The following is a 24,863-nucleotide window of genomic DNA, read 5'->3' as shown; positions in this document are numbered from 1 at the left end:
GGCGGTCTACAGCCGCGGGGCGAGATAGCCGAGCACCGGGCTCCACTGCTCGATCCGGACGCGGCTGAGCACGCCCGCCGTCGTGTACGGGTCGTGATCCACCATCGTCCGTACCTCGGCTTCGTCCTCGGCACGGAAGATGAGCAGCCCGCCGGTGTCACTGGTCAGCGGTCCGCACAAGACGATCCTGCCCGCCTCGGCGAGTCCGGCCAGGTACTCCCGGTGCGTGGGGCGCACCCGCAGATGGCGCTTGTCGGGGCTGAACACGTACTCGACGGCGTAGTAGGCCACGGTGCCCCCCTCAGGCTGTTTCCTCGACCGGTCCAGCCTAGTGGCCGGTCCGCTGCTGCGGGAGGTGCAGGTAGGCGGCCTGGCCGGTGGCCCGTGCGCGGGCGACGGCCTCGACCAGGGCGAGCCGGTTCGGGCTGAGCAGGGTGCGCCACTCGGCGAGCGGGCGGACGGCGAACTCGGTGTGCTCGGCCGGGTCGAGGGCGAGGCCGGCCAACTGTTCGGCGGTGAGGGCACCGCCGTCGAAGACCACGCCGACCTTGAACGGCCAGTCGCCCGCGGCCGCCACGAAGAGCAGGGCGAGCAGGGGCGGAGCGGGCTGCGCCGGCAGCAGCAGACCGGTCTCCTCGCAGACCTCACGGCGGGCGCAGTCCCACGGGTCACTGCCGAACTCCAGGGTGCCGCCCGCGAATTGCCACCCGTCCGGGTCGTAGACGGACTTCAGCAGCAGCGGGTGGCCGTCGGCGTCGGTGAAGTGCACGGCGGCGAACAGGATGCCGTGCGGGATGGTGCGCAGGTAGTCGGCGAGCGGCAGCATGGCCAGTGCGGTTTCCCTTCCGGCAGGTGGTCCGCGTTCAGTCCTTGGAGTGGTCGCCGTCGAGGTAGACCCAGGCGCCGTCGTGGCGGACGAAGCGGCTGTTCTCGTGCAGACTGCCCGCATGGCCGCGCTCGCGGTAGTGCGCGCGGAACTCCACCGTGCCGGTGGTGTGGAACGGGCCGCCGTCGGTGCTGCCCAGGACCTCCAGCCGCTCCCAGCTGAGCCCCGGGTCGAGGTCGAGCTCGGCAGGTCGGGTGTCGGGGTGCCAGCTGCGCAGCAGGTAGGCGATGTCCCGGACCGCGAAAGCGCTGTAGCGCGAGCGCATCAGCTGCTCGGCGGTGGCGGCCTGGGCGAGGCCGCGGTGCAGCTTGCCGCAGCAGTCGTCGTAGGCGGCGGGCAGACCGCAGGGGCAGCTGGAGGGCCGGGCGGCCGGCTTGGCGGTGCCGGTGCGGCGGGTGGCGCGTCGGGACATGACTCCATTGTGACGGCCCGTGGGGAGTGCACCTGCACCGCCCACGGGCCGGCTAGGAACCGCGGGGACCGGGTCAGGGGAACTGGAGGTGCTCGCCCGGGTGGATCAGGTTCGGGTCGGCGCCGACCACGTCGACGTTGTGCTGGTAGAACTCCTGCCAGCCGTCCAGGTGGTGGGTGTAGGCGATCTCCGAGAGGCAGTCACCGGGCTGCACCGTGTAGCTGCCGGTGGCGGCCTGCGCGGGGGCGGGCGTGCCGGGCGGCTGCATGCCGGGAGCCGGGGTGCCGGGGGCCTGGGTGCCGGGGGCCTGGGTGCCGGGCGCGGGCTGCGGGGTGCCGCCGGTCTGCGGGGGCGTGGCGGGTGTGCCCGGCGTGGACGCGGTGGTGGACGGACCGGTGGGAGCCGCCAGGGCGCTGGGGGCGCCGGACTGGGCGGGGGCGCCGGACTGGGCGGGCGTGCCGGGGGCGGCGGTGGTCGTCGTGGTGCCCGGGGTGCTCGGGGCGGCCGCGCTGGGCGCAGCGGGGGCAGCGGGGGCACCGGGTGCGGGGGCGGCCGGGCTCGCGGGCGCACTGGGGTTCGCCGGGACGGGCGGGACCGAGCCGGCACCGGGCAGGCCGGGCGTGGCCGGGGGGATCGGGGTGCCGGCCTGGGCCGGTGCGGCGGGCGTGCTCGGGGCAGTGGCCGGCGCGGGCGTCGTCGACGTGGTCGGCGCACTCGGCGTGGCGGCCGGGCCAGGGGCACCGGGAGTGCCGGAGCCGCCCTGCGGGGTGCCCGGCGCCGTCAGCCCGGCCGTGACCGCGCACTGCCCCCAGGTGCCCGGTCCCTGGTCCGCCAGTACCGCCTCGGCCACCTCGATCTGCTGCTGCTGGGTGGCGTGCGAGGGCTCGGCGCCGTACTCGTCGCCGCCGTAGTGGTCCCACTGGCGCTGGGTGAGGTGCAGACCGCCGTAGTAGCCGTCGCCGGTGTCCGTGGTCCAGTTGCCGCCGGTCTCGCACTGGGCGACGGCCTGCCAGGTGCTGGCCGGGGCGGCGTGCGCGCCGGTGGCGGCGAGCAACGGCAGTGCCAGACCCGCGCCCGCCACGGTGGCGGCCGCGACCACTCGTTCGGCCTGGGACGGGCGGCGGTGTCGGCCGGGGCCGGTGAAGACCATGGGTTTGTTCCTCTCCGCACGCCTGCGAGGTGAGCTGTCGGGTTCGGGCCGGGAGGCTGGCCCGGCCGCCCGACCGGACGGATCCGGTGGGCGGCTTCACCCCTAGCCGCGCGGGACGGCGCTGAACCTGGGTCCCCCGCTCCTGCCCTGACGTGGTGTGGTGGTCCGTTTCCCGGGCACGGTGGGCAGGATTGGGCGTGCCGCGCTCGGGCGCCCGCAGATGCGGACTGGCAGGCAGACTAGACGGATCATCATCGTGGTAACAACCCCGCATCGTGGACATCACGCGCTCATCACGTGGAGTCCTGGCCGCACTGTGCAGGATGTACTGGAGTGGCGGAGATCGCGTGGACGGTTGGTTCCGGAGCCGGCCCGCGAGTCACTGCCGAGTGTACGGCGACGTGCGTGTCGCGCATGTGCCGAGTGCACGGCGACGTGCGTGTCGCGCATGTGCCGAGTGCACGGCGGCGTGCGTGTCGCGCATGAGTCGCGTTCATGTCGAAGAGCGAAGGAGAGGCCGATGGCCGACGAAGCCAGGATGCGTGAGCTGTTCGCGGCGGGGAGGCGCGGTGTGCTGGTCACCATCAAGCGGGACGGGCGCCCGCAGCTGTCCAATGTCTTCTACGTCTACGATCCGGAACGGGACTCGATCAGGGTCTCGGTCACCGCCGATCGCGCCAAGACCAAGAACGCGGCCCGCGACCCGCGCGTCAGCCTCCACACGGCCAGCCCGGACTTCTTCACCTGGGCGGTCGCCGAGGGCACGGCCGAGCTGACGCCGGTGGCCGAGGCACCGGATGACGACACGGTGGCGCAGCTGGTCGACTACTACCGGGACGGCAGCGGTGAGCACCCCGACTGGGCGGAGTACCGCGCCGCGATGGTGCGCGAGCGCCGACAGCTGCTGACGCTGCGGATCGAGCGGCTCTACGGCCAGACGCCCTGACGCGGGCGGAGCCACCGGTGCCGTCGACCGCCTCCCGTGCGCACGGCGGCACCGGCGCGCGGGTCGTGTTCGGCCGCAGCACGGTCTGACGCGGCGTCAGCTCATCGCTGACGCACCGCCGTCGGCGTCCGCCCGAGGCGGCGGGCGTCCCGGCGGGCCAGGCCCGGGGTGGCGCCGACGCCCACCACCCGGTCGTCGCGCACCGCCAGCCAGCAGTCCTCGGGCAGGCCGGGCGCCGCCGTGGCACGCAGCGCCCGCTCGGCCGGGTTGACCGGCGGCGGAGCGGCCTCGCGGGCCCCGGACCGCCACTCGGCCCAGGTGCGCTCCCGGCCCCGGCGCTGCCGCCAGTACAGCTGCTGCGCCACGATCAGCGGGCCGAGTGCGGTGAGCAGCGGGAAGCCGGCGGTCAGCACGTGGGCCGCGAAGAGCGCGCTGACCGAGCTGACCACGGCCAGCCCGACCGCGGCGGCCAGCAGTGCGGCCCGGCGCCCGTACGCCTTGGCGGCGGCGAGCGGGAACAGCACCAGGAGCAGCAGGTCGCCCAGCCCCAGTGAGACCGGCAGCGCACCGCGGGTGAGCGCCAGTTGCGGCGCGAACGGCTGCCCCCGCACCTCGGCGGCGAACCGCAGGGTGACCGAGGTGAGCGTGGTGGCCACCAGGTCGTAGACCGCCAACGCACCCGCCAGCGCGGCGACGTGGGCGGCCCGCATACCGCTCTGCACCCACAGGTTGGTCACCCCGGTCACCGCGATCAGCAGCAGCACGTCGGTGGCGGCGAGCACCCCGGTGGGGGAGGCGTGCAGGGCGAGGGTGGCGCCGATCCCGGCGGCGGCCGCCGGCCACGCCCAGCGGCCGCCGAGCAGCGGGGCGAGGGTGAACTGCACGGCGGTGCCCAGCACCACGCCGAAGACGGTCACCACCACGGGAGTCGGCAGGGCCAGGTCCAGCAGCGGGGCGAGCACCACGCCCACGCAGACCACGGCGACGTCTCCGGCCGTGTGCACGCCGACCGGCGGGCGGGGCATCCGGATCCGGGCCAGGTAGCCCAGGGCGAGGGCGACCGCGAGGGCGGTGACGCCGCTGAGCGCGGCCAGCGCGGTGGTGTTCACGGGCGCCCGGCCAGGCGGGTCGAGTGGCTCGGGCCGAGGTCCGCGAAGCCGTGCTCCCGCAGGTCCGCGCGGAGCGGAACGGTGGGCGGCATGGCGTCCCGGTCGTCGTACGGGCGGATCGCGGCCAGTGGCAGGCCGGCGGCCGTGGCCCGGTCCTCCAGGCGCCCGAGCAGGGTGGTCGAGGGCAGCCGCCGGACCAGCACGTGCAGCACCGCGCCGTCGGGCTCGTCGGTCAGTGCGTACCGGGTGGGCAGTGGCACGTCGGGTTCGGCCTCCAGTAGGTCGAGCAGGTCGCGGGTGGGCAGGGCGGCACTGAGCGGGCCGGTCCAGCGGCCGACGATGTCCGAGGTGGCCGGCAGCTCGGCCATCTCGCAGTCGGGCGGGACGGCGGGCAGCCGGACCAGGTCGCCGGTGGCGTAGCGCAGCAGCAGGGTGCACTCCCGGTACGGCACGAACGGGGTGTGCACCACCATGCCGGTGCCGCCGGGCAGGGTCGGCTCCCAACTCTGCGGATCCAGCACCTCCAGGTGACCGAACTCGGTGCCGTGGTGCAGGTGCCCCTGCGGGCACGGGGCCGCGCCGGCCGGCACCAGTTCGGTCATCAGGTAGGAGTTGGCCACCTGGCCGCCGAGGACGGCGGCGGCCCGCTCCCGCAGCGGCCCGGAGAGCACCTCGCCGCCGACGCTGATCTGCCGCAACCCGAAGTCCTCGCTGCGCCAGCCGCCGCGCTCGGCCTGGGCCACCAGGGCGGCCAAGTAGGAGGCGGAGGTGGTCAGATGGGTGATCTGGGCGGCCTTGCCGGGCAGGCCGAGTGGAGCGGCGAGCCGGTCGAGCGCCGACTCCGGTTCGATGGTGCCCAGTTGGACGAAGCCGGCGCCGATCCGGGTGACCGACTCCTCGGCGTTCAGCAGGGCCAGGGTGGCGCGCGAGCAGCCCGCGTAGGCGACGGTGTGTTCGGGGCGCAGCCCGAGGCTGATGGCCGCCGAGATGGTGCTCAGGGCGGTGAGCAGCTCCAACTCCTCACGGGAGAACCAGACTCCGGTGGGGGCGCCGGTGGTTCCGGTGGTGAGCGCCAACAGCGCGGGTCGGGCCGCGGTGGAGACGAAGGCGGCGGGCAGCGAGCGGAGCGCGCGTTTGGGCGTCACCGGCACCTGGGACCAGCCGGACAGGTCGAGGGTGGCCGGGTTGAGCCCCAACTGGTCGAAGACCTGGCGGTAGTAGGCGGTGTGCCGGACGGCGGCCCGGGCCGTGGCGCGCAGGCTGCGGGCGGTGACGGTGCGGCGCACTGCCGGGTCGACGGCCGCCCGCCGACCCGGCAGCAGCGCGGTGTCGTCGCCGGGTTCGCCGAACTCGGCGAGGGTGGCGAGCAGTTCTCGGGCGATCCGGTCGAGGTCCCGCGGTCGGATCGGACCGTTTCGCAACACGGCGGTGGCGTAGCGCAGTTGACTCAGCGCGCTGGCGAACACGGTGTCTCTCCAGTGGGAGGCTTCGTCCCCGGTGCGGGGTGGCCTGGAGCGGGCGGGGGACCCGACCCAGGCCGGTCCGAGCGGTCGGGCCGGCGTCCTGCGGTGACGTGCGGCTCGACCGGGCGTGACGGCGGCCCGGTCAGGCCATGTGCAGGAACATCGCGGCGCTGAGGGTGCTCAGGGCGTACTTGAGGTAGTGCTTGACCACGGCGGTCTCCTTCCCGGCGGTGAACGGGCCCCTGCGGTGGACGGGCGGCCGGCCATGACCCGGCGGGGCCGCGAACGGCCTGGCCCGGCAGGAGCGAGCAGGAACGAGCCTGGCACGGGCGGCCCGGCCAAGGCAACGGATGTGGACGTAATTCTGATTCCTATTTATCTCAGCGCATGCTGCTAGCCCGGAGGACTGACAGTTGCCGACTGAGCGGCGCGCACCCCTCACCCGACCGGGGATCTGCGGCAGCGTCGGATCAGTTCTGTCACCAGCCGGGGAGGAAAACCCATGGCGTCATCCGTACCCGGGGCCGCCCGCCAGACCGGCGGGCACCACGCGCTGCGCCGCGAGGTCGGGATGATCGGCCTGCTCTGGGCCTCGGTCGGGGCGATCATCGGGTCCGGCTGGCTGTTCGGCGCCGAGAAGGCCGTCCGGGCGGCCGGGCCCGCCTCCCTGATCTCCTGGGGCATCGGAACGGTCGCGATCGTACTGCTCGCCCTGGTACACGCCGAGCTCGGCGGTCTCTTCCCGGTGGCCGGCGGCACCGCCCGCTACCCGCACTACGCGTTCGGCGGCTTCGCCGGCATGAGCTTCGGCTGGTTCACCTGGCTGCAGTCCGCCGCCACCGCCCCCATCGAGGTCCAGGCGATGATCGGCTACGCCCAGCACTGGACGTGGGCCGACGGCCTGCTCAAGAAGAGCAACCAGACCCTCACCGCCGCCGGCTTCGTGGTCGCCGCCGTCCTGCTCGCCATCTTCGTCGCGATCAACTTCCTCGGCGTCAAGTGGCTGGCCCACACCAACAGCGCGGCCACCTACTGGAAGGTCGCCGTCCCGGTGCTCACCATCCTGGTCTTCGCCAGCGCCGAGTTCCACGGCGCCAACTTCCACAGCCACGGTTTCGCCCCCTACGGCGCCCGCGGTGTGCTCGGCGCGATCAGCGGCAGCGGCGTGATCTTCGCGCTGCTCGGCTTCGAGCAGGCGATCCAGTGGGCCGGCGAGTCCAGCAACCCGCACCGCGACATCCCGCGCGCCGTGCTCGGCTCGGTGCTGATCGGCTCGCTGATCTACATCCTGCTCCAGCTGGTCTTCATCGGATCGGTGCCCGCCGACGCCTTCTCCGGCGGCTGGGCCGGACTCACCTACAAGGGCATCAGCGGCCCGTTCGCCGGGCTGGCCGCGTTGATCGGCCTGGGCTGGATGGCCACCATCCTCTACATCGACGCGGTCATCTCGCCGGCCGGCACCGGCCTGGTCTACGTCACCTCCAGCTCCCGGATCAGCTACGGCCTCAGCCGCAACGGCTACGCCCCGCGGACGCTCCAGGCCACCAGCACGCGTGCGGTGCCCTGGCTCGGCCTGCTGGTCGCCTGGATCGCCGGGGTGATCTGCTTCCTGCCGTTCCCCAGCTGGCAGCGGCTGGTCGGGTTCATCACCTCCGCCGTGGTGCTGATGTACGCGGGCGCACCGCTCGCCTTCGGCGTGCTGCGCCGGCGCTTCCCCGGCCTGGAGCGCTCCTACCGCCTGCCGGCCGGCCCGGTCCTCTCGCCGATCGCCTTCGTGATCGCCAGCCTGGTCATCTACTGGTCCGGCTGGGACACCCTGTGGCGGCTCGGGGTCTCCATCCTGATCGGCTACCTGCTGCTCGGCGGCTACGCGGCCTGGGCACGCGCCAAGGGCCTGCCGGGCGCGCCGCGGATGGACTTCCGGGCCGGCCAGTGGCTGCCCGTCTACCTGGTGGGCATGGGGCTCGTCTCCTGGCAGGGCCAGTTCGGCAAGGGTGCCACCGGCAACCTGCCGCTCTGGTGGGACATCCTGGCGGTCGCCGCGTTCGCCCTGATCGTCTACTACTGGGCGCTGGCCGTCGCGCTGCCCGCGGCGGAGATCGAGCGCAACATCGCCGATGTCGAGGTGGTCGAGGCGGGCGGCCACTGACCCGGCCGGTCACCGAGCGCCACCAGCGCTCGGGAGGTCGGGCCGGGCGGGGAGCGCCGGTGTGCCGCCGCCCACGCCCCGGTACAGGATGGAGGGCGGGGCTGTCCCGGGAGAGGTGACGATGTGGACGACTCCCGCTTCCCGTTCCTCGACGGCGTGGCAGGGGTGCTGGTCGACGGGAGCGGCCTGGTGCTCGACTGCACCGCCGCTGCCGAACAGGTCCTCGCGGTACCCGTGCGCGCACTGCGCGGCCGCAAGCTGCGCGACCTCGTGGTGGAGCGTGGCGAGACCCTGCCCCCGGAGGGCGACAACCCCACCGGTTGGGCCGGACGGGTGATCGTGCGCACCGGGGACGGCCGGCCGGTGCCGCTGGAGGTCCGCGTGCTCACGCTGCGCGGCGCGGCCCCCGGCCAGCGCGGTGAGGCCCGCTACATGGTGCTCGGCGCACCGGCCCAGGAGGCCGACCGCTGGCGCCAGGACCAGGCCTTCACCCGCGAGCTCTTCCTGCAGGACAGGGTCGGCCTCGCCGTCTTCGACACCGAGCTGCGGATCGTCCGGACCAACACCCACCTGCTGCCCTACACGGGCGTGCCCAGCACGCTGCCGGGCCGGCGGCTCGCCGACTTCCTGCAGCCCGAGGACGCCGCCGCCATGGAGGTCCACCTGCGCGAGGTGCTGGCCAGCGGGCAGCCGCTGGCGTTCGGCGAGGAACTGGCCCGCACCCTGGTCGACCCGCGCAGCGGCCGGATGATGGCGCTCTCCGCCTTCCGGCTGCAGGCCACCGACGGCACCGTCATCGGCGTCACCGCGCTCTTCACCGACATCACCGAGCAGTACCGGTCACGACGCCGGCTCGCCCTGCTGCACGAGGTGACCGCCGCGGCCGCGCACTCGCTCTCCATCCTGGACAGCGCCCAGCAGATCGCCGACGCCCTGGTGTCCGACTTCGCCCAGGTCGCCGCCGTCGAACTCGCCACCGCCATCTCCACCGGCGAGGAGCCGGTGCCCGGCCCGGACGGGCGACTGCTGCTGCGCCGGGTCGCCGTCGCCGGGCCGGCCGAGACCTGCCCGGCCATCGGGGAGACCGTGCTGGTCGACGAGGACGGGCGGACCGGACCGTCCGATCCCGCCGTCCAGGCCTGGGCCATCACGGCGCCGCTGGTGGCCCGCGGGGTGCTGCTCGGCCGGATCACGCTGCGCCGGACGCGCCGGGAGGACCGCTACGAGGCGGAGGACCGCGCGCTGATGCGGGAGATCGCCGGGCGGGTCGGCCTGGCGTTGGACAACGCCCGCCGCTACACCCGGGAGCACCGCGCCGCGATCGGCCTGCAGCGCAGCCTGCTGCCGCCGGCCGTCCGCTCGGTGGCCGCCGTCTCCACCGCCAGCGTCTACCTGCCCACCGACACCGTCGGCGGCGTGGGCGGCGACTGGTTCGACGTCATCCCGCTCTCGTCGGCCCGGGTGGCGCTGGTGGTGGGCGACGTCACCGGGCACGGCCTGCACGCCTCCGCCACCATGGGCCGGCTGCGCACCGCCGTGCGGACCCTCGCCGACCTGGACCTGGAACCCGACGAGCTGCTGGTCCACCTGGACGACCTGGTGGCCCAACTGCTCGTGGAGTCCGCACTGGTCGCGGACGTGGACGCGGAGAGCTCCGGTACCGGGGACGGGCGGTCCGGGCACGACGCGCGGACCCAGGACGAGACGGCGGAGCCCGGCTCGTTCGGCGGCACCTGCCTCTACGCCGTCTACGACCCGGTCTCCCGGATCTGCACGGTGGCCAGCGCGGGGCATCCGCCGCCCGCCGTCGCCTACCCCGACGGCACCGCGGAGATGCTGCCGGTCTCGCCCGGACCGCCGCTCGGCGTCGGCGGGTTGCCGTTCGAGTCGGCCCGGATCGAGCTGCCCGAGAGCAGCGTGCTGGCCCTCTACACCGACGGCCTGATCGAGCGCGGGGAGGGCGACATCGACGCCGGGATGGCCGAACTGCTGCACCGGCTCAGCGGGGTGCGGAGCCTGGACTGCCCGCTGCGCGAGGCCGGGGAGCGGCTGATCGCCGGACTGCCGCCGACCCGTCTGCGCGACGACGTGACACTGCTGCTGGCCCGTACCAAGGCGGTGCCGCCCGCCGACACGGCGGTCTGGACGGTCGACCTGGACCCGGCCGCGGTGGCCCGGGTGCGCGAGGACGCCATCGCCGTGCTGATGTCCTGGGGACTGGCCGAACTGGCCTTCACCACCGAGCTGGTCCTGAGTGAACTGGTCACCAACGCGATCCGCTACGGCGGCGGTCCCGTGGTGGTGCGGCTGATCCGGGCCGACGCGCTGACTTGCGAAGTCTCCGACGGCAGCAGCACCCAGCCGAGGATGCGGCGCGCCCGGGTCACCGACGAGGGCGGGCGCGGGCTCTACCTGGTGGCGCAGCTGACCAACCGCTGGGGGAGTCGGTACACCACGTCGGGCAAGACCATCTGGACCGAGCAGGAGCTGCCGGAGTGAGCGGCGTGAGGCCAGCGCCGAGGAGGGCGCCGGAGTGAGCGGCGTGAGGAGGGGCGCCGGACAGAGTCAGTCCCCGGTAGGTCCTCTTCGACTTCTCATGTCCTTGCCGTCGCTCAGGACATCGATGTCGTTGATACCTGCCGGGGACCTAGCCAGGCCCTAGACAAGGGAGTCGCTCGGACGGCCGACGAACGTCTTCGCCGGCGGTGCGGCTCTCTCCAGTTGTCTGGTGTACGCACCAGTCTAGACCCGCGCGGGCGGTTTGGAGCCAGCGGATCGAGAGGCGATTTCCGAGGGCCGACGTCCGAGCGGACACGGTTCCGAGGGCCGCTTCCCGAGGCCGCTTCCCGGGGACCGGTTCACGAGCCCAGGGAGCCGGACGGAAACGCCCAGCGGGTCGGGCTGCCGGTGAAATCGCTGTCGTCGAGGCCGAAGACGGACACCGGGGTGACCCGGATGGTCGCGTTCACCGCCGGGTCGAGGAAGTCCGGACCGTAGGCGGTCGCGTACTTCGCGTTGAGCGCGGCCAGGAAGTCGGAGATCTCGTCGGGGTCGGTCACCACGCTCGCGTCGCCGTCCAGGACGACCGGCTGGTGCGGGTCGTCGGTGGTCACCGTGCACGCCGGATTGGCGGCCAGATTGCGGTACTTGCGGGACCGCCGCCCGCTGCTGAACCAGAGCGCCCGCCGCAGCCAGACGCCCCAGACCGGCATCGCATGGGGCCGCCGGTCGGGCCGCACCGTGCAGACCCAGTACTCGTGCGAGTCCGCGAGTCGGCGCTCCGCCCAGAACCACGGCAGCAGGCCGGTGCCCTGGTCGGCCGGCAGGACGCCGTAGCCGGGCATGTGCGGGCGGGACGACGGGATGTCAGGATCCGTTGGCACGAGCTCAGTTGCCGCCCATCGCGGCCTTCGCCCGAGCGGCCATCTCCTGCGGCGGGACGTCCTCGACATGGCTGGCCACCGACCAGCGGTGGCCCCACGGATCCTCGAAGGTGCCGGAGCGGTCACCGTAGAACTGGGTCTTCAGCGGCCGCAGCTCCAGCGCGCCGCCGGCCAGCGCGGCGGCCCAGACCGCGTCGACGTCCGCCACGTAGAGGTTCAGCAGCACCGGTGAGCCGCCCACCGTCCGCGGGCTGCGCGCGCCCACCTCCGGGTGCTCGTCGGCGATCATCAGCACCGAGTCGCCGGTCCGCAGCTCCGCGTGCCCGATCCGCCCGTCCGGCCCGGTCATCCGGTCGCCGCGCTGCTCGAAGCCGAGCACCGAGGTGTAGAACTCGATGGCCTCGGCCGCGCCGCGGACGATGACGTAGGGGCACAGGCGCGGGTAGCCGTCCGGGATCGGCTGGACCTTGGACACGGGGGCTCCTGGGTTGCTCGGCGGCGCGGTCGGGAGGTCGCGGTCAGCGTGGCACGGCACCGGGTGCCCGGGTGGCGCGGCGTGCCGCAGGCTGGGCCGGGTGGGTGAGGGGCAGGTGTCTTGACCGGCTCCTTCGCGCCGTCGGCTCGTTAGATTGGACAGCAGAGGTACGACCGACGACCGTGGTCGCGCGGGCGGGCCGGAGAGCGGGTGAGCCTGATGGGTGTGCCGAGGGAGGCGGATGAGAGCCCGGTCGGCGCGGTCGGCCGGGTCACGGTTCCGATCCCGGCGGACGGGCCCGGTGAGGTGCTGGTGCCGGTGCGCGGTGGCAGCGAGGCGTTCGCCGCCTGGGCGGACCGGCCGATCGCCCGGCACGCGCTGGTGATGGTGGTGGAGCACACCTCGGCGCGCTCGGTCGTGGTCGTACCGTTCCCCGAGTCCTGAGGAGCCAGTGATGTTGTTCTGGTACGTTCCGGCGCCCAACGAGGCGTTGCTGATCTCCGGATCCAAACGGCAGGCCCAGGACACCCAGTTCCGGATCGTCACCGGGCACGGCAGCTTCGTGATGCCGGTCAAGCAGAAGGCGCGGAGGCTGTCGCTGGCGCTGCGGGAGGCGGAGATCGCCGAGGACTGCGTCACCCAGCAGGGCATCCGGCTCAAGGTGCGGGCGGTGACGGTGTTCAAGGTGGGTGACGACCACCTGTCCATCGCCAACGCGGCCCGGCGGTTCCTGACCGAGCAGGCCCGGATGGAGGAGTTGGTCGGCCGGATCTTCGCCGGCCACCTGCGGTCCATCGTCGGCGGGTTGACCGTCGAACAGATCATCCGGGAGCGGGACCGGGTGGCGCAGGAGGTCAAGGCCGGCAGCCACACCGAGATGGAGAAGCTCGGCATCGTGGTCGACGCGCTGCAGATCCAGGAGATCGAGGACGCCACCGGCTACATCACCAACCTGGCCGCCCCGCACGCCGCGGCCGTCGCCAGCCAGGCGCGGATCGCGCAGGCCCGGGCCGACCAGGAAGCCGCCCAGCGGGAGCAGGAGGCGTCCGCGCTCAAGGCCCAGTACGAGCGGGACACCTCGATCAAGCGGGCCGGCTTCGTGGCCGAGACCGAGCAGGCCAACGCCCAGGCGGCGCAAGCCGGGCCGCTGGCGCAGGCCAGGGCCACCCAGGAGGTCATCGAGGAGCAGACCCAGCTGGCCCGCCGTCAGGCCGATCTGGCCGCACAGCGGTTGGAGGCCGAGGTGCGGCGGCCGGCCGACGCCGAGGCCTACAAGCAGCGCACCCTCGCCGAGGCGCAGCGGGACCGCGCCAAGTTCGAGGCCGAGGGCGAGGCCTACCGCCGCACCACGCTGGCCACGGCGGAGGCGCAGGCGGTGCGGGTGCAGGCGGACGGCGCGGCCTACGCCGAGCGGACCACCGCCGAGGCGCAGGCGGCCGCGAACAACGCGCGGGCCGAGTCGCTGCGCGGCGGCGCCCAGGAGCTGATCGCCGCCAACCGGGTGGTGGAGAACCTGCCCGCCCTGGTGGACGCCGCCGCCCGCGGTCTGGCGGGCGCCAACCTCACGGTGCTCAACGGCAGCGAGGGCCTGGCCCAGGTGGCGACCGGGATCGTCAGCCAGGGGCTGGCGATCCTGGACGCGCTCAAGCAGGCCACCCCCCGCGGCGGCGAGGCGGCCAGGGCGGACGCGGGCGAGGGCAGGGGTGAGCCAGGTTAGGCGTTCAGGCGTACTCGCGCAGGGCTTCCTCGACGATCGCGTCCAGCCGGGCGTGGTGGGCGCCGCGCCAGTAGACCTGGCCGCAGTCGGCGCACTGGGCGAACGCGTCGTAGCTGCGCTCGGTGCCGTGCTCCAGCCGCTCCTGCACCGCCGCCTTGGCGGTCTGCTCCAGCAGGCCGTTGCAGGCCGTGCACCTGGTCCACGGGGCGAGGGCGGGCGTGAAACGGGACAGCACGTCGCGCAGCTGCTCGGCCGGGCGGTGGCTGTAGACGTACGCACCGGCCCACAGCTCGCGGCGGCGCAGCAGACCGCGGTCGCGGGAGAGCATCACCCGCTGCTCGGCGGCCGAGCGGGCGGCCAGTGCGGCGTCACCGATGTCGAGGTTCTCGTAGGCCGCGTCCACGCCGAGCAGGCGCAGCCGGCGGGCCAGGGTGCCCAGGTGCACGTCGAGCAGGAACCGGGCCGGGCCGGGCAGCCGCTGCGGCCGCTCGACGGGGCGCACGGCGACCCGCTCACCCTGGGCCGGGATGTGCCCCGGGCGGACCGGCCGGTCGTCCACCAGCAGCTCGCCGACCTCGGTCAGCGGGACGCCCAGCGACTCGACCACGTGGCCGAGCGTGGACACGCCGTCCACCTGGACCACCGACTGCTCGCGGCGCTGGGCGGCCGCGAGGAACAACTGCAGGTCGGCGGCGAAGCCGATGGTGATCTGCGGCTTCGCCACGAGCTCTGGTTTCTCCACCCGGCCAGCATGCCAGGACGGGCCGGTGACCGGCCAATGGTTTCCGGGGTCCACCGGATGACGGGGTGTCAGCCGAGGCGGATCGGCGGGCGCGGCGTAGGCTCCGATCCATGCGCATTGTCATCGCGGGTGGACACGGTCAGATCGCGCGGCGCCTGGAGCGGCTGCTGAGCGCGCGGGGTGACGCGGTCGCTGGGATCGTTCGCAAGCCCGAGCAGGCCGCGGACTTGGTGGCGGCGGGCGCCGAGCCGGTGCTCTGCGACCTGGAGGCGGCCACGGTCGACGAGGTCGCGGGAATCCTGCGCGGGGCGGACGCGGCGGTGTTCGCCGCCGGTGCCGGCCCGGGCAGCGGGGTGGCCCGCAAGGACACGGTGGACCGGGGCGCCTGCGCCCTGTTCGCGGAGGCCGCCGAGGCCGCCGGGGTGCGGCGCTTCCTGGTGGTCTCCTCGATGGGTGCCGATGCGGACGCGCCGGACGGTGCCGATCCGGTCTTCGGCGCCTACCTGCGGGCCAAGGGCGCGGCGGACGACGACGTGCGGGCCCGCGCGCGCCTGGCCTGGACCATCCTGCGCCCCGGCGCGCTGACCGACGAGCCAGGCACCGGCCGGGTGGCGCTCGCCGAGCGGACCGGACGGGGCTCGGTGCCGCGTGACGACGTCGCCGCGGTGCTGGTCGCGCTGCTGGACGAGCCGGGCACGGCCGGACGGACCCTGGAGCTGATCGGCGGCACGGTGCCGGTGGCCGAGGCGGCGCGTCAAGCGGCCGTCGGCTGACGCCGGTTCGCCGGAAGTCGTCCCACCTCCCGGCGAATCCGGTGCGCGGCCCTACTGGTTGGGCAGTTCGGCCAGCTGGGTCAGCCGGACCTGGTTGCCCGACGGATCCCGGAACCCGCAGTCCCGACCGTACGGACGGTCCTCCGGCTTGTCGACGAACTCGACACCTCGGGCGGAGAGTTCGGCATAGGCGGCGTCGCAGTCGTCGGTGCTCAGGAAGACCGCGTTGGCGAAGCCCTTGCCGACCACGTCGAGCACCTGCTCGCGGGTCTGGTCGTCCATGATCGGCTGGCCGGGCACGGCCATCAGGCAGATCGAGATGTCATCCTGGCCGGCCGGTCCGACGGTGAGCCAGCGGAAGTTCCCGAGCTCGGGCAGCGTGACGTCGGCGCGGACCTCGAAGCCCACCTTCTTCGTCCAGAACTCCAGGGCGACCTCCTGGTCGTGCACCCACAGCTGGGCGGTGGCAATCGTGATGGTCATGGGTCCTCTCCACCTTTCCTAGGGATTCGTCCGGGTGGTCGGGGTTCCGCACCGCCCGGACGGCATACCGTCAACCTATGGCCGGGCCCTCGGTGCGGTCTTCTCGAAACGTGCGGTGTTGCGGGCGGCCGTATGCGCGCAGCACGCACGCGGGGACCAGGGCGTAGTCGGCGGCGGGCGGGTAGGCGGCGCGGTAGGCGGCCGGGGAGCGCCCGTACATCCTGGTGAAGCTGGTGGTGAACGAGCCCAGGCTGTTCAGGCCCACGGCGAAGCAGATCTGGGCGATCGAGCGGTCGGTGGTGCGCAGCAGGCTGGCGGCCCGCTCCAGGCGTCTGGTGAGCAGGTAGACGTGCGGTGGCTCGCCGAAGGCCTGCCGGAACGACCGGCTGAAGTGCGCCCGCGACAGGCCGGCCGCCGCCGCCAGATCGGCCACCGTGAGCGGCTCGGCGTACCTGGCGTCGGCGAGGTCCTTGGCCCGCAGCAGGTGGCGGGCGGGCGGGAGAGCAGCCATGAGCCCAGGCTAGGCCGCCGCACCGACAACAGCGGGCCCGCACCGCACGTGCTGCGGTGCGGGCCCGGCGAGCCGGTGCAGGCTCAGGCGTTGGCGAGCTCCGGTGCCGCGCCGCCCTGCGGCGGCAGCTCCGCACCGGCGGCGGTGGTGTCGGCGAGCGCGGTCTCGTCGAACGGCAGGTCGCCGCGGAGCACCAGGCGGGCCCGGCCGTGGTCGAGCTCCTCGGTCCAGTGCCCGATCAGCACGGCGGCGACCGCGTTGCCGGCGAAGTTGGTCAGGGCGCGGGCCTCGGACATGAAGCGGTCGATGCCGACGATCAGGCCGACGCCGTCGACCAGCTCGGGCCGGTGCGACTGGAGGCCGCCGGCCAGCGTGGCCAGGCCCGCCCCGGTGACGCCCGCCGCGCCCTTGCCGGCGATCACCATGAACACCAGCAGCGAGACCTGCTGGCCGAGCGGGAGCGGCTTGTCCATCGCCTGCGAGATGAAGATCGAGGCCATGGTGAGGTAGATCGCGGTGCCGTCCAGGTTGAAGCTGTAGCCGGTCGGGACGGTGATGCCGACCACCGGGCGGCTCACGCCCAGGTGCTCCAGCTTGGCGATCAGGCGCGGCAGCGCACTCTCCGAGGACGAGGTGGAGAGGATCAGCAGGAACTCCCGTCCCAGGTAGCGCAGCAGGGCCAGCACGTTGATGCCGGCCACCAGGCGCAGCAGCAGGCCGAGCACCACGACCACGAAGACGAGGCAGGTGAGGTAGAAGCCGACCATGATCACCGCGAAGCTCTTCAGAGCGGCCACACCGGTCGCCCCGACCAGAGCGGCCATCGCCCCGAAGGCGCCCACCGGGGCCACCCACATGATCATCGACATGATCCTGAAGACCAGCCGCTGCAGGTGCTCGATGCCGCGCAGCACCGGGGCGCCGGTCGGCCCCATCGCCTGCAGGGCGAAGCCGGTGAGCAGCGCCACCAGCAGGGTCTGCAGCACCTGGCCCTCGGTCAGGGCGGAGACCAGGGTGGTCGGGACGATGCCCAGCAGGAAGTCGGTGGTGTGGGTGGCGCCCTGCGCGGCCTGGGTGTGCCCGGCCTTGGCGAGGGCCTGGGTGAGGTGCAGGCCGGAGCCCGGTTCCAGCAGGTTGCCGACCAGCAGGCCGAGCGCCAGCGCGACCGTCGAGGTGATCAGGAAGTAGCCGAGCGCCAGGCCGCCGACCTTGCCCACCTTGGCGGCCTTGCTGACCGAGCCGACCCCCAGCACGATGGTGCAGAAGATCACCGGGCTGATCATCATCTTGATCAGGTTGACGAACCCGGTGCCGACCGGCTTCAGCTGCACCGCGAAACCGGGCGCGGCGAAGCCCAGCACCACGCCGAGCACCACGGCGGCGAGCACCGCCGGATACAGGTACCGGGTGCGGTCGCCGCGTCCGGCCGGTCTGCCGACGGCGGTGGGAGAGGCGGACATGGGTCGGCTCCTTTGCCTGGGTGGGGGATCGCCCTTGGGAGTGGGGGTGCTCTGACTATCGGGGTCACGGTGATGCCCGTCACCCTTGCGTTCATAGAGTTCACACCCGGTGCGGCACACTGTCCGACATGCCTGTTCGTCTCTCGTCCGCACCGCGCCGGGTGCTGCGCAGCCTGGCCGGGCAGCTGTTCGCGGTGCAGGTGGTGATCGTCGCGGTGGTGGTGGCCGGCGGTGCGCTGCTGGCCTACCTGGCCACCGCGGACCAGGCACGGGAGACCGCGCGCCGGCAGGCCACCGCCGTGGCCCGCTCGGTCGCGGACGCCCCCTCGGTCCGCCAGGCGGTGCTCGGTCCGGACCCGACGGCCGTGCTGGAGCCCTACGCGGAGCGGGTGCAGGGCGACACCGGCGTGGACTTCGTGACGGTGATGGACACCCACGGCATCCGCTGGGCGCACCGCGACCCGGCCCAGATCGGCAAGCCCTTCCTGGGCTCCATCGGCCCGGCGCTGCGCGGCCAGACCTTCACCGAGACCTACACCGGCACGCTGGGCCCCTCGGTGCGGGCGGTCACTCCGGTGCTGGACGACCAGGGGCGGGTCGTCGCGCTGGTCAGCGCCGGCATCACGGTGCAGCAGATCAGCCACCGGCTCCAGGGGCCGCTGCTGGCCCTGGTCGGCGTCGCGGGCGGCGCACTGCTGGTCGGCGGCGCCGGCACCTACCTCACCAACGCCAGGCTGCGCCGGCACACCCACGGCATGGGCGCCGCTGAGCTCAGCCACCTCTACGAGTACCACCAGGCCACCCTGCACTCGGTGCGCGAGGGGCTGATCCTGCTGGACCCGGCCGGGCGGGTGGTGCTCTGCAACGACGCGGCCCGTGAGCTGCTGGGTTGTCAGAGTGCTGACGCCGGAGTGGAGTTCGGCTCCCTCGGGCTGCCGCAGTCGCTGGTGGACGCGGTACTGGGGCCCGGGCAGGTGCACGACGAGGTGCACCTGACCCAGGACCGAGTGGTGGTGGTCAACACTTCGGCGATCGGCGACCGGGCTGCGCTCGGTACTGTGGTCACCCTGCGGGACCACACCGAACTCCAGGCGCTGGTCGGTGAACTGGACACCGTGCGCGGCTTCGGTGAGGCCCTCGGTGCCCAGGCGCACGAGGCCGCCAACCGGCTCCACACCGTGGTGTCACTGGTCGAACTGGGCCGCCACCGCGAGGCCGTGGAGTTCGCCACCACCGAACTCGCGCTCGCCCAGCGGCTCACCGACCAGGTGGTGGCCGCGGTCGCTGAACCCGTGCTCTCCGCGCTGCTGTTGGGCAAGGCCGCTCAAGCGGCCGAGAGCGGCGTGGAGTTCCGGTTGACTGGGGACAGCCGGATCGATGACGGCGTGCTGCCGCCCGGGCTGCCGGCCCGCGACCTGGTGACCATCCTCGGCAATCTGATCGACAACGCCCTGGACGCCGCCATCGAGGGCGCGGGAGGCGACGGCGCCGCACCCGAGGTGGTGGTCACCGCCCGTGCCCAGGACGGGGAACTGCTGCTGCGGGTCGCGGACACCGGGCCCGGGATCGCCCCGGACGCGGTCGGCGAGGTCTTCCGGCGGGGCTGGTCCACCAAGCAGCGGACCGGGCGCGGCCTCGGCCTGGCCCTGGTCGCCCAGGCGGCCCGGCGCAACGGCGGCACCGTCGAGGTCGGCCGGGAGCGCGGCGCGGTGCTGACCGTGCGGCTGCCGCTCTGCCGGGCCGTGGTGGCGGGGTGAGCGGGATGATCGAGGTCCTGGTGGTGGAGGACGACCGGGTCGCGGCGGACGCGCACACGCTCTACGTGAACCGGGCGCCCGGCTTCCGCGCGGTGGGCACGGTGCACTCGGCGCGGGACGCGCTGCGGTTCCTGGAGCGGACCCGGGTCGACCTGGTGCTGCTCGATCTGCACCTGCCCGACGGGCACGGCCTCCAGCTCTGCCAGCGGCTGCGCGCCACCGGGAACGAGGTGGACATCATCGCCGTCACCTCCGCCCGCGAGCTGGCCACCGTGCGGCAGGCGGTCGCGGTCGGTGTGGTGCAGTACCTGCTCAAGCCGTTCGGCGCGGCCGCCATCCAGGAGCGGCTGGAGCGTTACGCCCGCTACCGCGCCTCGCTGGACCGGGCCGGGGAGGCGTCCGGACAGGACGAGGTGGACCGCGCCTTCGCCGAGCTGCGCAGCACCGAGCGCAACCCGCTCCCCAAGGGCCTGAGCGCCGAGACCCTGGACGCGGTCGCCCGGGTGCTGCGCGCGGCCGACGCCAGCCTGACGGCCGCGGCGGCGGGCGCGGCGGCCGGGGTCTCCCGGATCACCGCGCGCCGCTACCTGGAACACCTGGTGGACACCGGGCAGGCCGTCCGGGAACCGCGCTACGGGCAGGTCGGGCGACCGGAGCTGTGCTACCGGGCGCGGTGAGCGGCGGTGACCGCGACGGTGGTGTAGGTCGCCGTGAAGGAGCCGCCCAGCTCGTCGATCGCGGTGCCGACGCCGTCCAGCACGGGGGCCAGCTGCTCAGCCGGGAGGCGGGTGAGGACGCCGTGGGTGGGCAGTTGGTCCAGCCACTCGTCACGGGTGTAGCGGCGCTCCCAGTCGAACTGCCACTGCTCGGGCGGGTCGAAGGCGCCCGACTGGTTGATCCCGTCGACGGCCTTGGTGCAGAGCGCCTGGTAGTGCTGCTGGGGCTGCGCGGCGGACCCGGGGAACGGCAGGTCGGGCGCCACCTTCCGGTAGATCGGGCTGACGGCCTGCGCCAACTGCGCCGGCAGGGCGAACGCGTGCCAGAACACCGCCAACCGGCCGCCCGGGCGCAGCACTCGGGCCGCCTTCGCGGCCCCGGCCACCGGATCCACCCAGTGCCAGGCCGTCCCGGCGACGACGGCGTCGAACTCGCGGCCCGCCGGCTCCCAAGCCTCGAAGACGGCCTCTTCGACCGCCAGGCCGTCGCGCCGCGCGAACTCGGCCATCCGCGGGTCGGGTTCGACGCCGAGCACGGTGCAGCCGGCCGCCCGGAACTGGCGGGCCGCGGTGCCGGTGCCGCAGCCGACGTCCAGCACCAGGGGGCCGGGGCTGGCTTCGACGATCCGCCGCACCATGGCCGCCGGGTAGTCGGGGCGGGTGCGGTCGTAGCGGGCGGCGTCCACACCGAAGGACTCCGCGATCGCTCGTTGCCGATGGGGCTCTGACGGTAGAGTGGGCATGCGCCCACTATGAGTGGGCGCATGCCCACTCGTCAACACCCAAGCCGCAGAGGAGTCCGATGCCGACCGGTGTGGCCATCCGCGACGTTCGCGAGCAACTGTTCGACGCCGCCGAGCGCATCCTGCTGAGGGACGGGCCGAGCGCGCTCACCAGTCGCGCCGTCACCGAGGAGGCCGGCTGCGCCAAGGGCGTGCTGCACCGGCACTTCGCGGACTTCGACGCCTTCCTGGCCGAGCTGGTGCGCGACCGGATCGCCCGACTGGACGGTCAGGCCGCCGAGTTGGCCGAGGCCGCCGGTACGGGTGCCGTCATCGACAACCTCGCCGAGGCGCTGACGGCGGTGTTCCAGTCGGTCGCGGTGGCCGTGGTCGCGCTGATCACCTTCCGCGATGAGCTGCGCGCCCGGCTGCGGCAGTCCGGCCGGACCGGCGGAGTGCCGCTGCTGGCGGAGGCCACCGCCATGGTCGCCGACTACCTGGCGGCCGAACGCGACCGCGGCCGGATCGCGGCCGACGCCGATCTCGCCGCCCTCGCTCCCACTCTGATCGGGGCGGGCCACCTGCTGTTCGCCGACCGCACCGCGCCACTCCCGGACGACGAGGCGGTGCGCCGGATGGTGGCCGCGGTGCTGGGCGGTGTGCTGAGTTAGGTGACGCCGGGTCAGATGTCAGGAGCTGAGGGCCGACCAGCGCCAGACGCCGCCGACCCGCACGTACAGCCGGTTGTCCAAGGTGTCCACCGCCATGGTCCCGTCCAGCGGCGGATGGGGGAACGAGGCGTCGCTTACCGGCCCGGCCACCAGCCGCAGCGGCGGGTTGGCCTGGTTGGTGGTGGGCACGCTGCCGCTCGCCTGGCCGCCCTTGGTGCCGTAGCTGTTCTCCACCCGGAAGTCGCCGGTGCTGGCGCGCTCGTAGTAGATGTGGGTACCGGTCGGCTGGCTGGTGTACTGCCCGACGACGTTGCGCAGAACCGCTGTTGAGCCGGAGCCCGAATACAGGTCGACGCCGGAGTTGACGGTCGCGGTGGAGCCGTTGGCGATCAGCACGTTCTCCAGGGCGCTGTGACTCGGTGCCCAGGCGATGATGTTCTGGGGGGTGGCGTAGTTGGCGGCGAAACCGCCCGCGTAGCAGTAGATGTTGGTGGCGTACACGCTCCGGCAGGAGGCGTCCACCTTCAGGTGCGGACCGCCCTGCATGGCCGAGGTCTCGAACTTGCAGTCGGTGAGGTAGATCCCGTTGGGGTTGTTGTAGGCGTAGGTGCCCTGGGTGATCCAGAGCGCGCCGGTGCCGAAGTTCTCCAGTCGGCAGCCGATGAAGTGGATCTGGTTGACGTTGTCCTGACTGAACCCCCAGCTCCCCGCGGTGGCCGAGGAGGAATTGCGCAGCCAGATGTTGGGCTGACCGGAGCTGTCCGGGGTGCCGGTGCTGGACTCGATCACCAGGTTGTAGAACCGCGAGTCCCAGAACTCCACGGCGTCGATGCAGAGATCGTTGTTGCTCGTCATGAAGACGTCGCGGAAGTAGGAGTTGTCGTTGTAGTACAGCTCCAGCAGCGGGCCGGTCCTGCCGTTGCCGTTGAATCCCAGGCTCTCGATCGAGCAGTACCTCACGTGCTTGGCGCCGCTCGGGTCGTTCTGGCCGGACATCCGCAGCAGTAGGCCGTTGCCGCGCTTCACCAGCAGCGCGGACTTGCTGCTCGCGCCCGTCAGTCTGATGCCGTTGCCGGTGACGGCGAGCGCCGGGCCGGTGCTGCCCGGGGTGACCAGGTACGTCCCGGCCGGGAAGTAGACGGTGCCGCCGCCCGCCGCCTGGGCCGCGTTGATCGCGCTCTGGATGGCGGCGGTGTCGTCGGTGACGCCGTCGCCGACCGCCGCGTAGTCCTTGACGCTGTACCAGTCGAGCGCGTCGGCGGTGGCGGCCGATGCCGGCGCGGAGCCCGCGGCGAGTGCGGCGGTGCCGGCGAGCCCGGCGACGGCTCCGGTGAGCAGGGCCCGGCGCCCGTTGCGGTCCCCCGTGATGGACATGGCAGTGATCCTCCGGTCGGTGGCGGTTGGGAAGGCGGTGGTGCCAGCCGTCAAGATCGCAGTTGACCTGACGGGAGGTCAAGCGGTCCTGGCAGGCGGCCGGACACGGGCTGGGCTGATCGCCGTGATCAGGGGCGACGGCGGGCGCGAGCGGCGAGCAGCGCGATGTCGTCCTCGGCGGCCTGCGGGGTGAGGCCGTGCAGGGCGGCGTCGAGCAGCTCGTCCAGGTCGCCCGCGACCGGCAGCCGCAGTGCGGCCAGCCGGGCCAGCGAGGTGTCGATGTCCTCGCCGCGCCGCTCCACCAGCCCGTCGGTGTAGAGCAGCAACACCTGGCCGGGCCGCAGCTCCCGGGTGGTCTGCTCGTAGCCGCCCAGGCCGGTGCCGAGCGGCGGCCCGGTGGGCACCTCCAGCAGCTCGATCGGCCGGCCCTCGCCGAGCAGTGCGGGCGGCAGGTGGCCGGCACTGGAGAGCGTCCAGCGCCGCCGGGCCGGGTCGGCCAGGGCCAGCAGGCAGGTGGCCGGGCGGGCCGACTCGTTCTCCGAGACCAGCGCGTCCAGCTGGCGCAGGATGCGGTGCGGCGGCAGGTCGGTCGAGGCGACGTAGCGCAGCATCGAGCGGTAGTTGCTCATGTCCACGGCCGCCTCCACGCCGTGCCCCATCACGTCGCCCATCACCAGCAGCGTCCGCCCGAACGGCAGCCGCACCGACTCGTACCAGTCGCCGCCCACCACCGAGCTGGTGCCGGACGGCAGGTAGCGGGAGGCCAGCTCCAGGTTGGGGTGCGGACTGCCGGGCTCGGCGAGCAGCGCCCGTTGCAGCTCCAGCGCGATGCCTTGGGAGCGGGTGTAGCGGCGGGCGTTGTCGATGCTCAGGGCCGCCCGCCCGGCCAGGTCCTCGACCAGCACCACGTCGTCGTCGGAGAACCCGGCCGGGGTGCCGGCGGTGCGGGCCAGCGAGAGCATGCCGATCAGCTGGCCGCGTGCGGTCAGCGGCACTTCGAGCAGCGAGTCCACGCCGAGCGCCCGGTAGGCGGCGTGGGTCGCGGGATCGGGGGCGGCGGCGGCCAGCTCCTCTGCGGTGAGCCGGTTGGCGGCCACCGGCTTGCCGGTGGTCAGGCAGCGGGCCGCGGCCGAGCCGGGCCGGTAGCGAACCGATTCGCCCGGCCGGGCCAGCTGGGTGGGCACGCCGCGCAGCTGCGGTGCCTGGGCCATCGCCGTGCGGAGCAACCGGGGCACGCTGCCAACGCTCGCACCCGCGCTTCCGCTCCCGCTTTCGCGCACCGTGGTCTCCGGGGGCAGCGCGTCGATGGTGGCGAGGTCGGCCAACAGGGGGACGGTGAACTCGGCCAGCTCGGTGCAGGTGGTGCCGATGTCCAGGGTGGTGCCGATCCGCTCGGCGGCCGCGTCCAACAGGGTCAGCCGGGTCCGGGCGTGCTCCAGGTCCTGCCGCTCCGGGGTCAGGTCGGCGGTGGTCACCGCCAGCACCACACCGAGGGCCCGCCCGTGCAGCTCCAGGCGCCGGGCCACCACGGCCAGCGGCCGCCGCCAGGAGCGGGGCGGTGGCAGCAGGGCGTGTGCCGCCACCGTGCGGGAGCGGCCGTCGGAGAGCACCCGCTGCAGGGTCTCGGCGGCCCGGCCGCGCACCGCGCTGCCGAGCAGCTGTTCAGCGGGGTGGCCGGTCAGCTGGGCGAGGGCCGGGTTGAGGTGGCACCAGCGGAGTCGGCGGTCCAGCAGCGCGAGCCCGGTCGGTGCCTGGTCGACCACCGCGGCCAGCAGCTCCGCGCCGTCGAGGCCCAGATCGGCGGCGGCCGCGGCGAGCAGCCCGTCGGCGACGTGCCGGTCCGGATCCGCCGGGTCCACCCGCCACCTCCTCGCGCCGCCGGGTCGCCGCGACGTCCGCCCGATTCCAAGATCACGTGAGCGGACGCGGCCTGCCTCCACGTAGAGGACAAGTATGTCCGGTCC

The 24,863-nt window shown here is 73.6% G+C and carries 24 protein-coding genes and 1 riboswitch; of the genes, 9 read left to right on the top strand and 15 right to left on the bottom strand.

The window, feature by feature from the left end:
- Positions 1-6 precede the first annotated feature (6 nt).
- From LN042_RS37375 to LN042_RS25275, 4 genes are all read right to left on the bottom strand, one after another.
- Positions 7-291: a YciI family protein gene (locus LN042_RS37375; RefSeq protein ID WP_230053643.1), complete on the bottom strand. Its 285-nt coding sequence runs from the start codon at positions 289-291 to the stop codon at positions 7-9.
- 37 nt (positions 292-328) lie between these two features.
- Positions 329-826, bottom strand: coding sequence for an NUDIX domain-containing protein (locus LN042_RS37370; protein WP_283843901.1), 498 nt, complete (start codon positions 824-826; stop codon positions 329-331).
- Positions 827-863: 37 nt separating this feature from the next.
- Entirely contained in the window at positions 864-1,298 is a 435-nt protein-coding gene (locus LN042_RS25280; protein ID WP_230053642.1) for a YchJ family protein, read from the bottom strand.
- Between the two features lie 73 nt (positions 1,299-1,371).
- A complete protein-coding gene (locus LN042_RS25275; protein WP_283843900.1) occupies positions 1,372-2,448 on the bottom strand; it encodes a transglycosylase family protein in 1,077 nt (358 codons plus the stop codon).
- 5 nt (positions 2,449-2,453) lie between these two features.
- Positions 2,454-2,616: riboswitch (cyclic di-AMP (ydaO/yuaA leader) on the bottom strand.
- A gap of 352 nt (positions 2,617-2,968) precedes the next feature.
- Between LN042_RS25275 and LN042_RS25270 the strand changes: the two genes are divergently transcribed.
- A complete protein-coding gene (locus LN042_RS25270) occupies positions 2,969-3,394 on the top strand; it encodes a PPOX class F420-dependent oxidoreductase (protein WP_230053641.1) in 426 nt (141 codons plus the stop codon).
- Positions 3,395-3,495: 101 nt separating this feature from the next.
- Here LN042_RS25270 and LN042_RS25265 read toward each other — a convergent pair whose 3' ends face one another.
- Positions 3,496-4,503, bottom strand: coding sequence for a hypothetical protein (locus LN042_RS25265; RefSeq protein ID WP_230053640.1), 1,008 nt, complete (start codon positions 4,501-4,503; stop codon positions 3,496-3,498).
- Positions 4,500-5,969, bottom strand: coding sequence for an AMP-binding protein (locus LN042_RS25260; RefSeq protein WP_230053639.1), 1,470 nt, complete (start codon positions 5,967-5,969; stop codon positions 4,500-4,502). Before LN042_RS25260 ends, LN042_RS25265 begins: the two co-directional genes overlap by 4 nt.
- A 499-nt stretch (positions 5,970-6,468) precedes the next feature.
- On the opposite strand from LN042_RS25260, the gene LN042_RS25255 reads away from it, so the two are divergent.
- Together LN042_RS25255 and LN042_RS25250 are read left to right on the top strand one after the other, a co-directional pair.
- Positions 6,469-8,115: an APC family permease gene (locus LN042_RS25255; RefSeq protein ID WP_230053638.1), complete on the top strand. Its 1,647-nt coding sequence runs from the start codon at positions 6,469-6,471 to the stop codon at positions 8,113-8,115.
- A 123-nt stretch (positions 8,116-8,238) separates the two neighbouring features.
- The gene (locus LN042_RS25250; protein ID WP_230053637.1) at positions 8,239-10,614 is read left to right on the top strand and encodes a SpoIIE family protein phosphatase; all 2,376 of its coding nucleotides are present in this window, start codon (positions 8,239-8,241) and stop codon (positions 10,612-10,614) included.
- A gap of 359 nt (positions 10,615-10,973) precedes the next feature.
- Here LN042_RS25250 and LN042_RS25245 read toward each other — a convergent pair whose 3' ends face one another.
- Together LN042_RS25245 and LN042_RS25240 are read right to left on the bottom strand one after the other, a co-directional pair.
- Entirely contained in the window at positions 10,974-11,498 is a 525-nt protein-coding gene (locus LN042_RS25245; protein ID WP_230053635.1) for a pyridoxamine 5'-phosphate oxidase family protein, read from the bottom strand.
- A 4-nt stretch (positions 11,499-11,502) separates the two neighbouring features.
- On the bottom strand, positions 11,503-11,973 hold the full coding sequence (locus tag LN042_RS25240; RefSeq protein WP_230053634.1) for a VOC family protein: 471 nt from the start codon (positions 11,971-11,973) through the stop codon (positions 11,503-11,505).
- Between the two features lie 219 nt (positions 11,974-12,192).
- Between LN042_RS25240 and LN042_RS25235 the strand changes: the two genes are divergently transcribed.
- Both LN042_RS25235 and LN042_RS25230 read left to right on the top strand, forming a co-directional pair.
- A complete protein-coding gene (locus LN042_RS25235; RefSeq protein WP_101385530.1) occupies positions 12,193-12,417 on the top strand; it encodes an NfeD C-terminal domain-containing protein in 225 nt (74 codons plus the stop codon).
- A 10-nt stretch (positions 12,418-12,427) separates the two neighbouring features.
- On the top strand, positions 12,428-13,690 hold the full coding sequence (locus LN042_RS25230) for an SPFH domain-containing protein (protein WP_230053633.1): 1,263 nt from the start codon (positions 12,428-12,430) through the stop codon (positions 13,688-13,690).
- A 4-nt stretch (positions 13,691-13,694) separates the two neighbouring features.
- Here LN042_RS25230 and LN042_RS25225 read toward each other — a convergent pair whose 3' ends face one another.
- Positions 13,695-14,414: a Mut7-C RNAse domain-containing protein gene (locus tag LN042_RS25225; protein WP_230053646.1), complete on the bottom strand. Its 720-nt coding sequence runs from the start codon at positions 14,412-14,414 to the stop codon at positions 13,695-13,697.
- Between the two features lie 128 nt (positions 14,415-14,542).
- On the opposite strand from LN042_RS25225, the gene LN042_RS25220 reads away from it, so the two are divergent.
- Positions 14,543-15,205, top strand: coding sequence for an NAD(P)H-binding protein (locus LN042_RS25220; protein WP_230053632.1), 663 nt, complete (start codon positions 14,543-14,545; stop codon positions 15,203-15,205).
- A 51-nt stretch (positions 15,206-15,256) separates the two neighbouring features.
- On the opposite strand, the gene LN042_RS25215 is transcribed toward LN042_RS25220, so the two are convergent.
- From LN042_RS25215 to LN042_RS25205, 3 genes are all read right to left on the bottom strand, one after another.
- The gene (locus tag LN042_RS25215) at positions 15,257-15,688 is read right to left on the bottom strand and encodes a VOC family protein (protein WP_230053630.1); all 432 of its coding nucleotides are present in this window, start codon (positions 15,686-15,688) and stop codon (positions 15,257-15,259) included.
- A gap of 70 nt (positions 15,689-15,758) precedes the next feature.
- A complete protein-coding gene (locus LN042_RS25210) occupies positions 15,759-16,199 on the bottom strand; it encodes a helix-turn-helix domain-containing protein (protein WP_230053629.1) in 441 nt (146 codons plus the stop codon).
- Between the two features lie 83 nt (positions 16,200-16,282).
- Entirely contained in the window at positions 16,283-17,659 is a 1,377-nt protein-coding gene (locus LN042_RS25205) for a cation:dicarboxylate symporter family transporter (protein WP_230053628.1), read from the bottom strand.
- A 128-nt stretch (positions 17,660-17,787) separates the two neighbouring features.
- Between LN042_RS25205 and LN042_RS25200 the strand changes: the two genes are divergently transcribed.
- Entirely contained in the window at positions 17,788-19,416 is a 1,629-nt protein-coding gene (locus LN042_RS25200; RefSeq protein ID WP_230053627.1) for a sensor histidine kinase, read from the top strand.
- Positions 19,417-19,421: 5 nt separating this feature from the next.
- Positions 19,422-20,093, top strand: coding sequence for a response regulator (locus tag LN042_RS25195; protein ID WP_230053626.1), 672 nt, complete (start codon positions 19,422-19,424; stop codon positions 20,091-20,093).
- Here LN042_RS25195 and LN042_RS25190 read toward each other — a convergent pair.
- On the bottom strand, positions 20,078-20,875 hold the full coding sequence (locus LN042_RS25190; RefSeq protein WP_230053625.1) for a class I SAM-dependent methyltransferase: 798 nt from the start codon (positions 20,873-20,875) through the stop codon (positions 20,078-20,080). The genes LN042_RS25195 and LN042_RS25190 overlap by 16 nt on opposite strands.
- Before the next feature lie 59 nt (positions 20,876-20,934).
- Between LN042_RS25190 and LN042_RS25185 the strand changes: the two genes are divergently transcribed.
- Positions 20,935-21,525 (top strand): TetR/AcrR family transcriptional regulator, encoded by a 591-nt coding sequence (locus LN042_RS25185; protein ID WP_230053624.1) that lies wholly within the window; start codon positions 20,935-20,937, stop codon positions 21,523-21,525.
- An 18-nt stretch (positions 21,526-21,543) separates the two neighbouring features.
- Here LN042_RS25185 and LN042_RS25180 read toward each other — a convergent pair whose 3' ends face one another.
- Both LN042_RS25180 and LN042_RS25175 read right to left on the bottom strand, forming a co-directional pair.
- The gene (locus LN042_RS25180) at positions 21,544-22,899 is read right to left on the bottom strand and encodes a glycosyl hydrolase family 28-related protein (RefSeq protein WP_283843899.1); all 1,356 of its coding nucleotides are present in this window, start codon (positions 22,897-22,899) and stop codon (positions 21,544-21,546) included.
- A gap of 128 nt (positions 22,900-23,027) precedes the next feature.
- Positions 23,028-24,758 carry a SpoIIE family protein phosphatase gene (locus tag LN042_RS25175; RefSeq protein ID WP_230053623.1) on the bottom strand — a complete coding sequence of 577 codons (1,731 nt, stop codon included), beginning with the start codon at positions 24,756-24,758 and terminating at the stop codon, positions 23,028-23,030.
- Positions 24,759-24,863: the final 105 nt, after the last annotated feature.

It is taken from the genome of Kitasatospora humi, assembly GCF_020907985.1.
GTDB lineage: Bacteria > Actinomycetota > Actinomycetes > Streptomycetales > Streptomycetaceae > Kitasatospora > Kitasatospora humi.
This window is presented reverse-complemented; position numbering and strand designations above follow the sequence as displayed.

Bases quoted from the DNA above. Each gene is read 5' to 3' on its own strand.
- LN042_RS37370 (WP_283843901.1), bottom strand. From the start codon at position 826: ATGCTGCCGCTCGCCGACTACCTGCGCACCATCCCGCACGGCATCCTG.
- LN042_RS25280 (WP_230053642.1), bottom strand. From the start codon at position 1,298: ATGTCCCGACGCGCCACCCGCCGCACCGGCACCGCCAAGCCGGCCGCC.
- LN042_RS25275 (WP_283843900.1), bottom strand. From the start codon at position 2,448: ATGGTCTTCACCGGCCCCGGCCGACACCGCCGCCCGTCCCAGGCCGAA.
- LN042_RS25270 (WP_230053641.1), top strand. From the start codon at position 2,969: ATGGCCGACGAAGCCAGGATGCGTGAGCTGTTCGCGGCGGGGAGGCGC.
- LN042_RS25255 (WP_230053638.1), top strand. From the start codon at position 6,469: ATGGCGTCATCCGTACCCGGGGCCGCCCGCCAGACCGGCGGGCACCAC.
- LN042_RS25235 (WP_101385530.1), top strand. From the start codon at position 12,193: ATGGGTGTGCCGAGGGAGGCGGATGAGAGCCCGGTCGGCGCGGTCGGC.
- LN042_RS25230 (WP_230053633.1), top strand. From the start codon at position 12,428: ATGTTGTTCTGGTACGTTCCGGCGCCCAACGAGGCGTTGCTGATCTCC.
- LN042_RS25220 (WP_230053632.1), top strand. From the start codon at position 14,543: ATGCGCATTGTCATCGCGGGTGGACACGGTCAGATCGCGCGGCGCCTG.
- LN042_RS25215 (WP_230053630.1), bottom strand. From the start codon at position 15,688: ATGACCATCACGATTGCCACCGCCCAGCTGTGGGTGCACGACCAGGAG.
- LN042_RS25210 (WP_230053629.1), bottom strand. From the start codon at position 16,199: ATGGCTGCTCTCCCGCCCGCCCGCCACCTGCTGCGGGCCAAGGACCTC.
- LN042_RS25205 (WP_230053628.1), bottom strand. From the start codon at position 17,659: ATGTCCGCCTCTCCCACCGCCGTCGGCAGACCGGCCGGACGCGGCGAC.
- LN042_RS25200 (WP_230053627.1), top strand. From the start codon at position 17,788: ATGCCTGTTCGTCTCTCGTCCGCACCGCGCCGGGTGCTGCGCAGCCTG.
- LN042_RS25195 (WP_230053626.1), top strand. From the start codon at position 19,422: ATGATCGAGGTCCTGGTGGTGGAGGACGACCGGGTCGCGGCGGACGCG.
- LN042_RS25190 (WP_230053625.1), bottom strand. From the start codon at position 20,875: ATGCCCACTCTACCGTCAGAGCCCCATCGGCAACGAGCGATCGCGGAG.
- LN042_RS25185 (WP_230053624.1), top strand. From the start codon at position 20,935: ATGCCGACCGGTGTGGCCATCCGCGACGTTCGCGAGCAACTGTTCGAC.
- LN042_RS25180 (WP_283843899.1), bottom strand. From the start codon at position 22,899: ATGTCCATCACGGGGGACCGCAACGGGCGCCGGGCCCTGCTCACCGGA.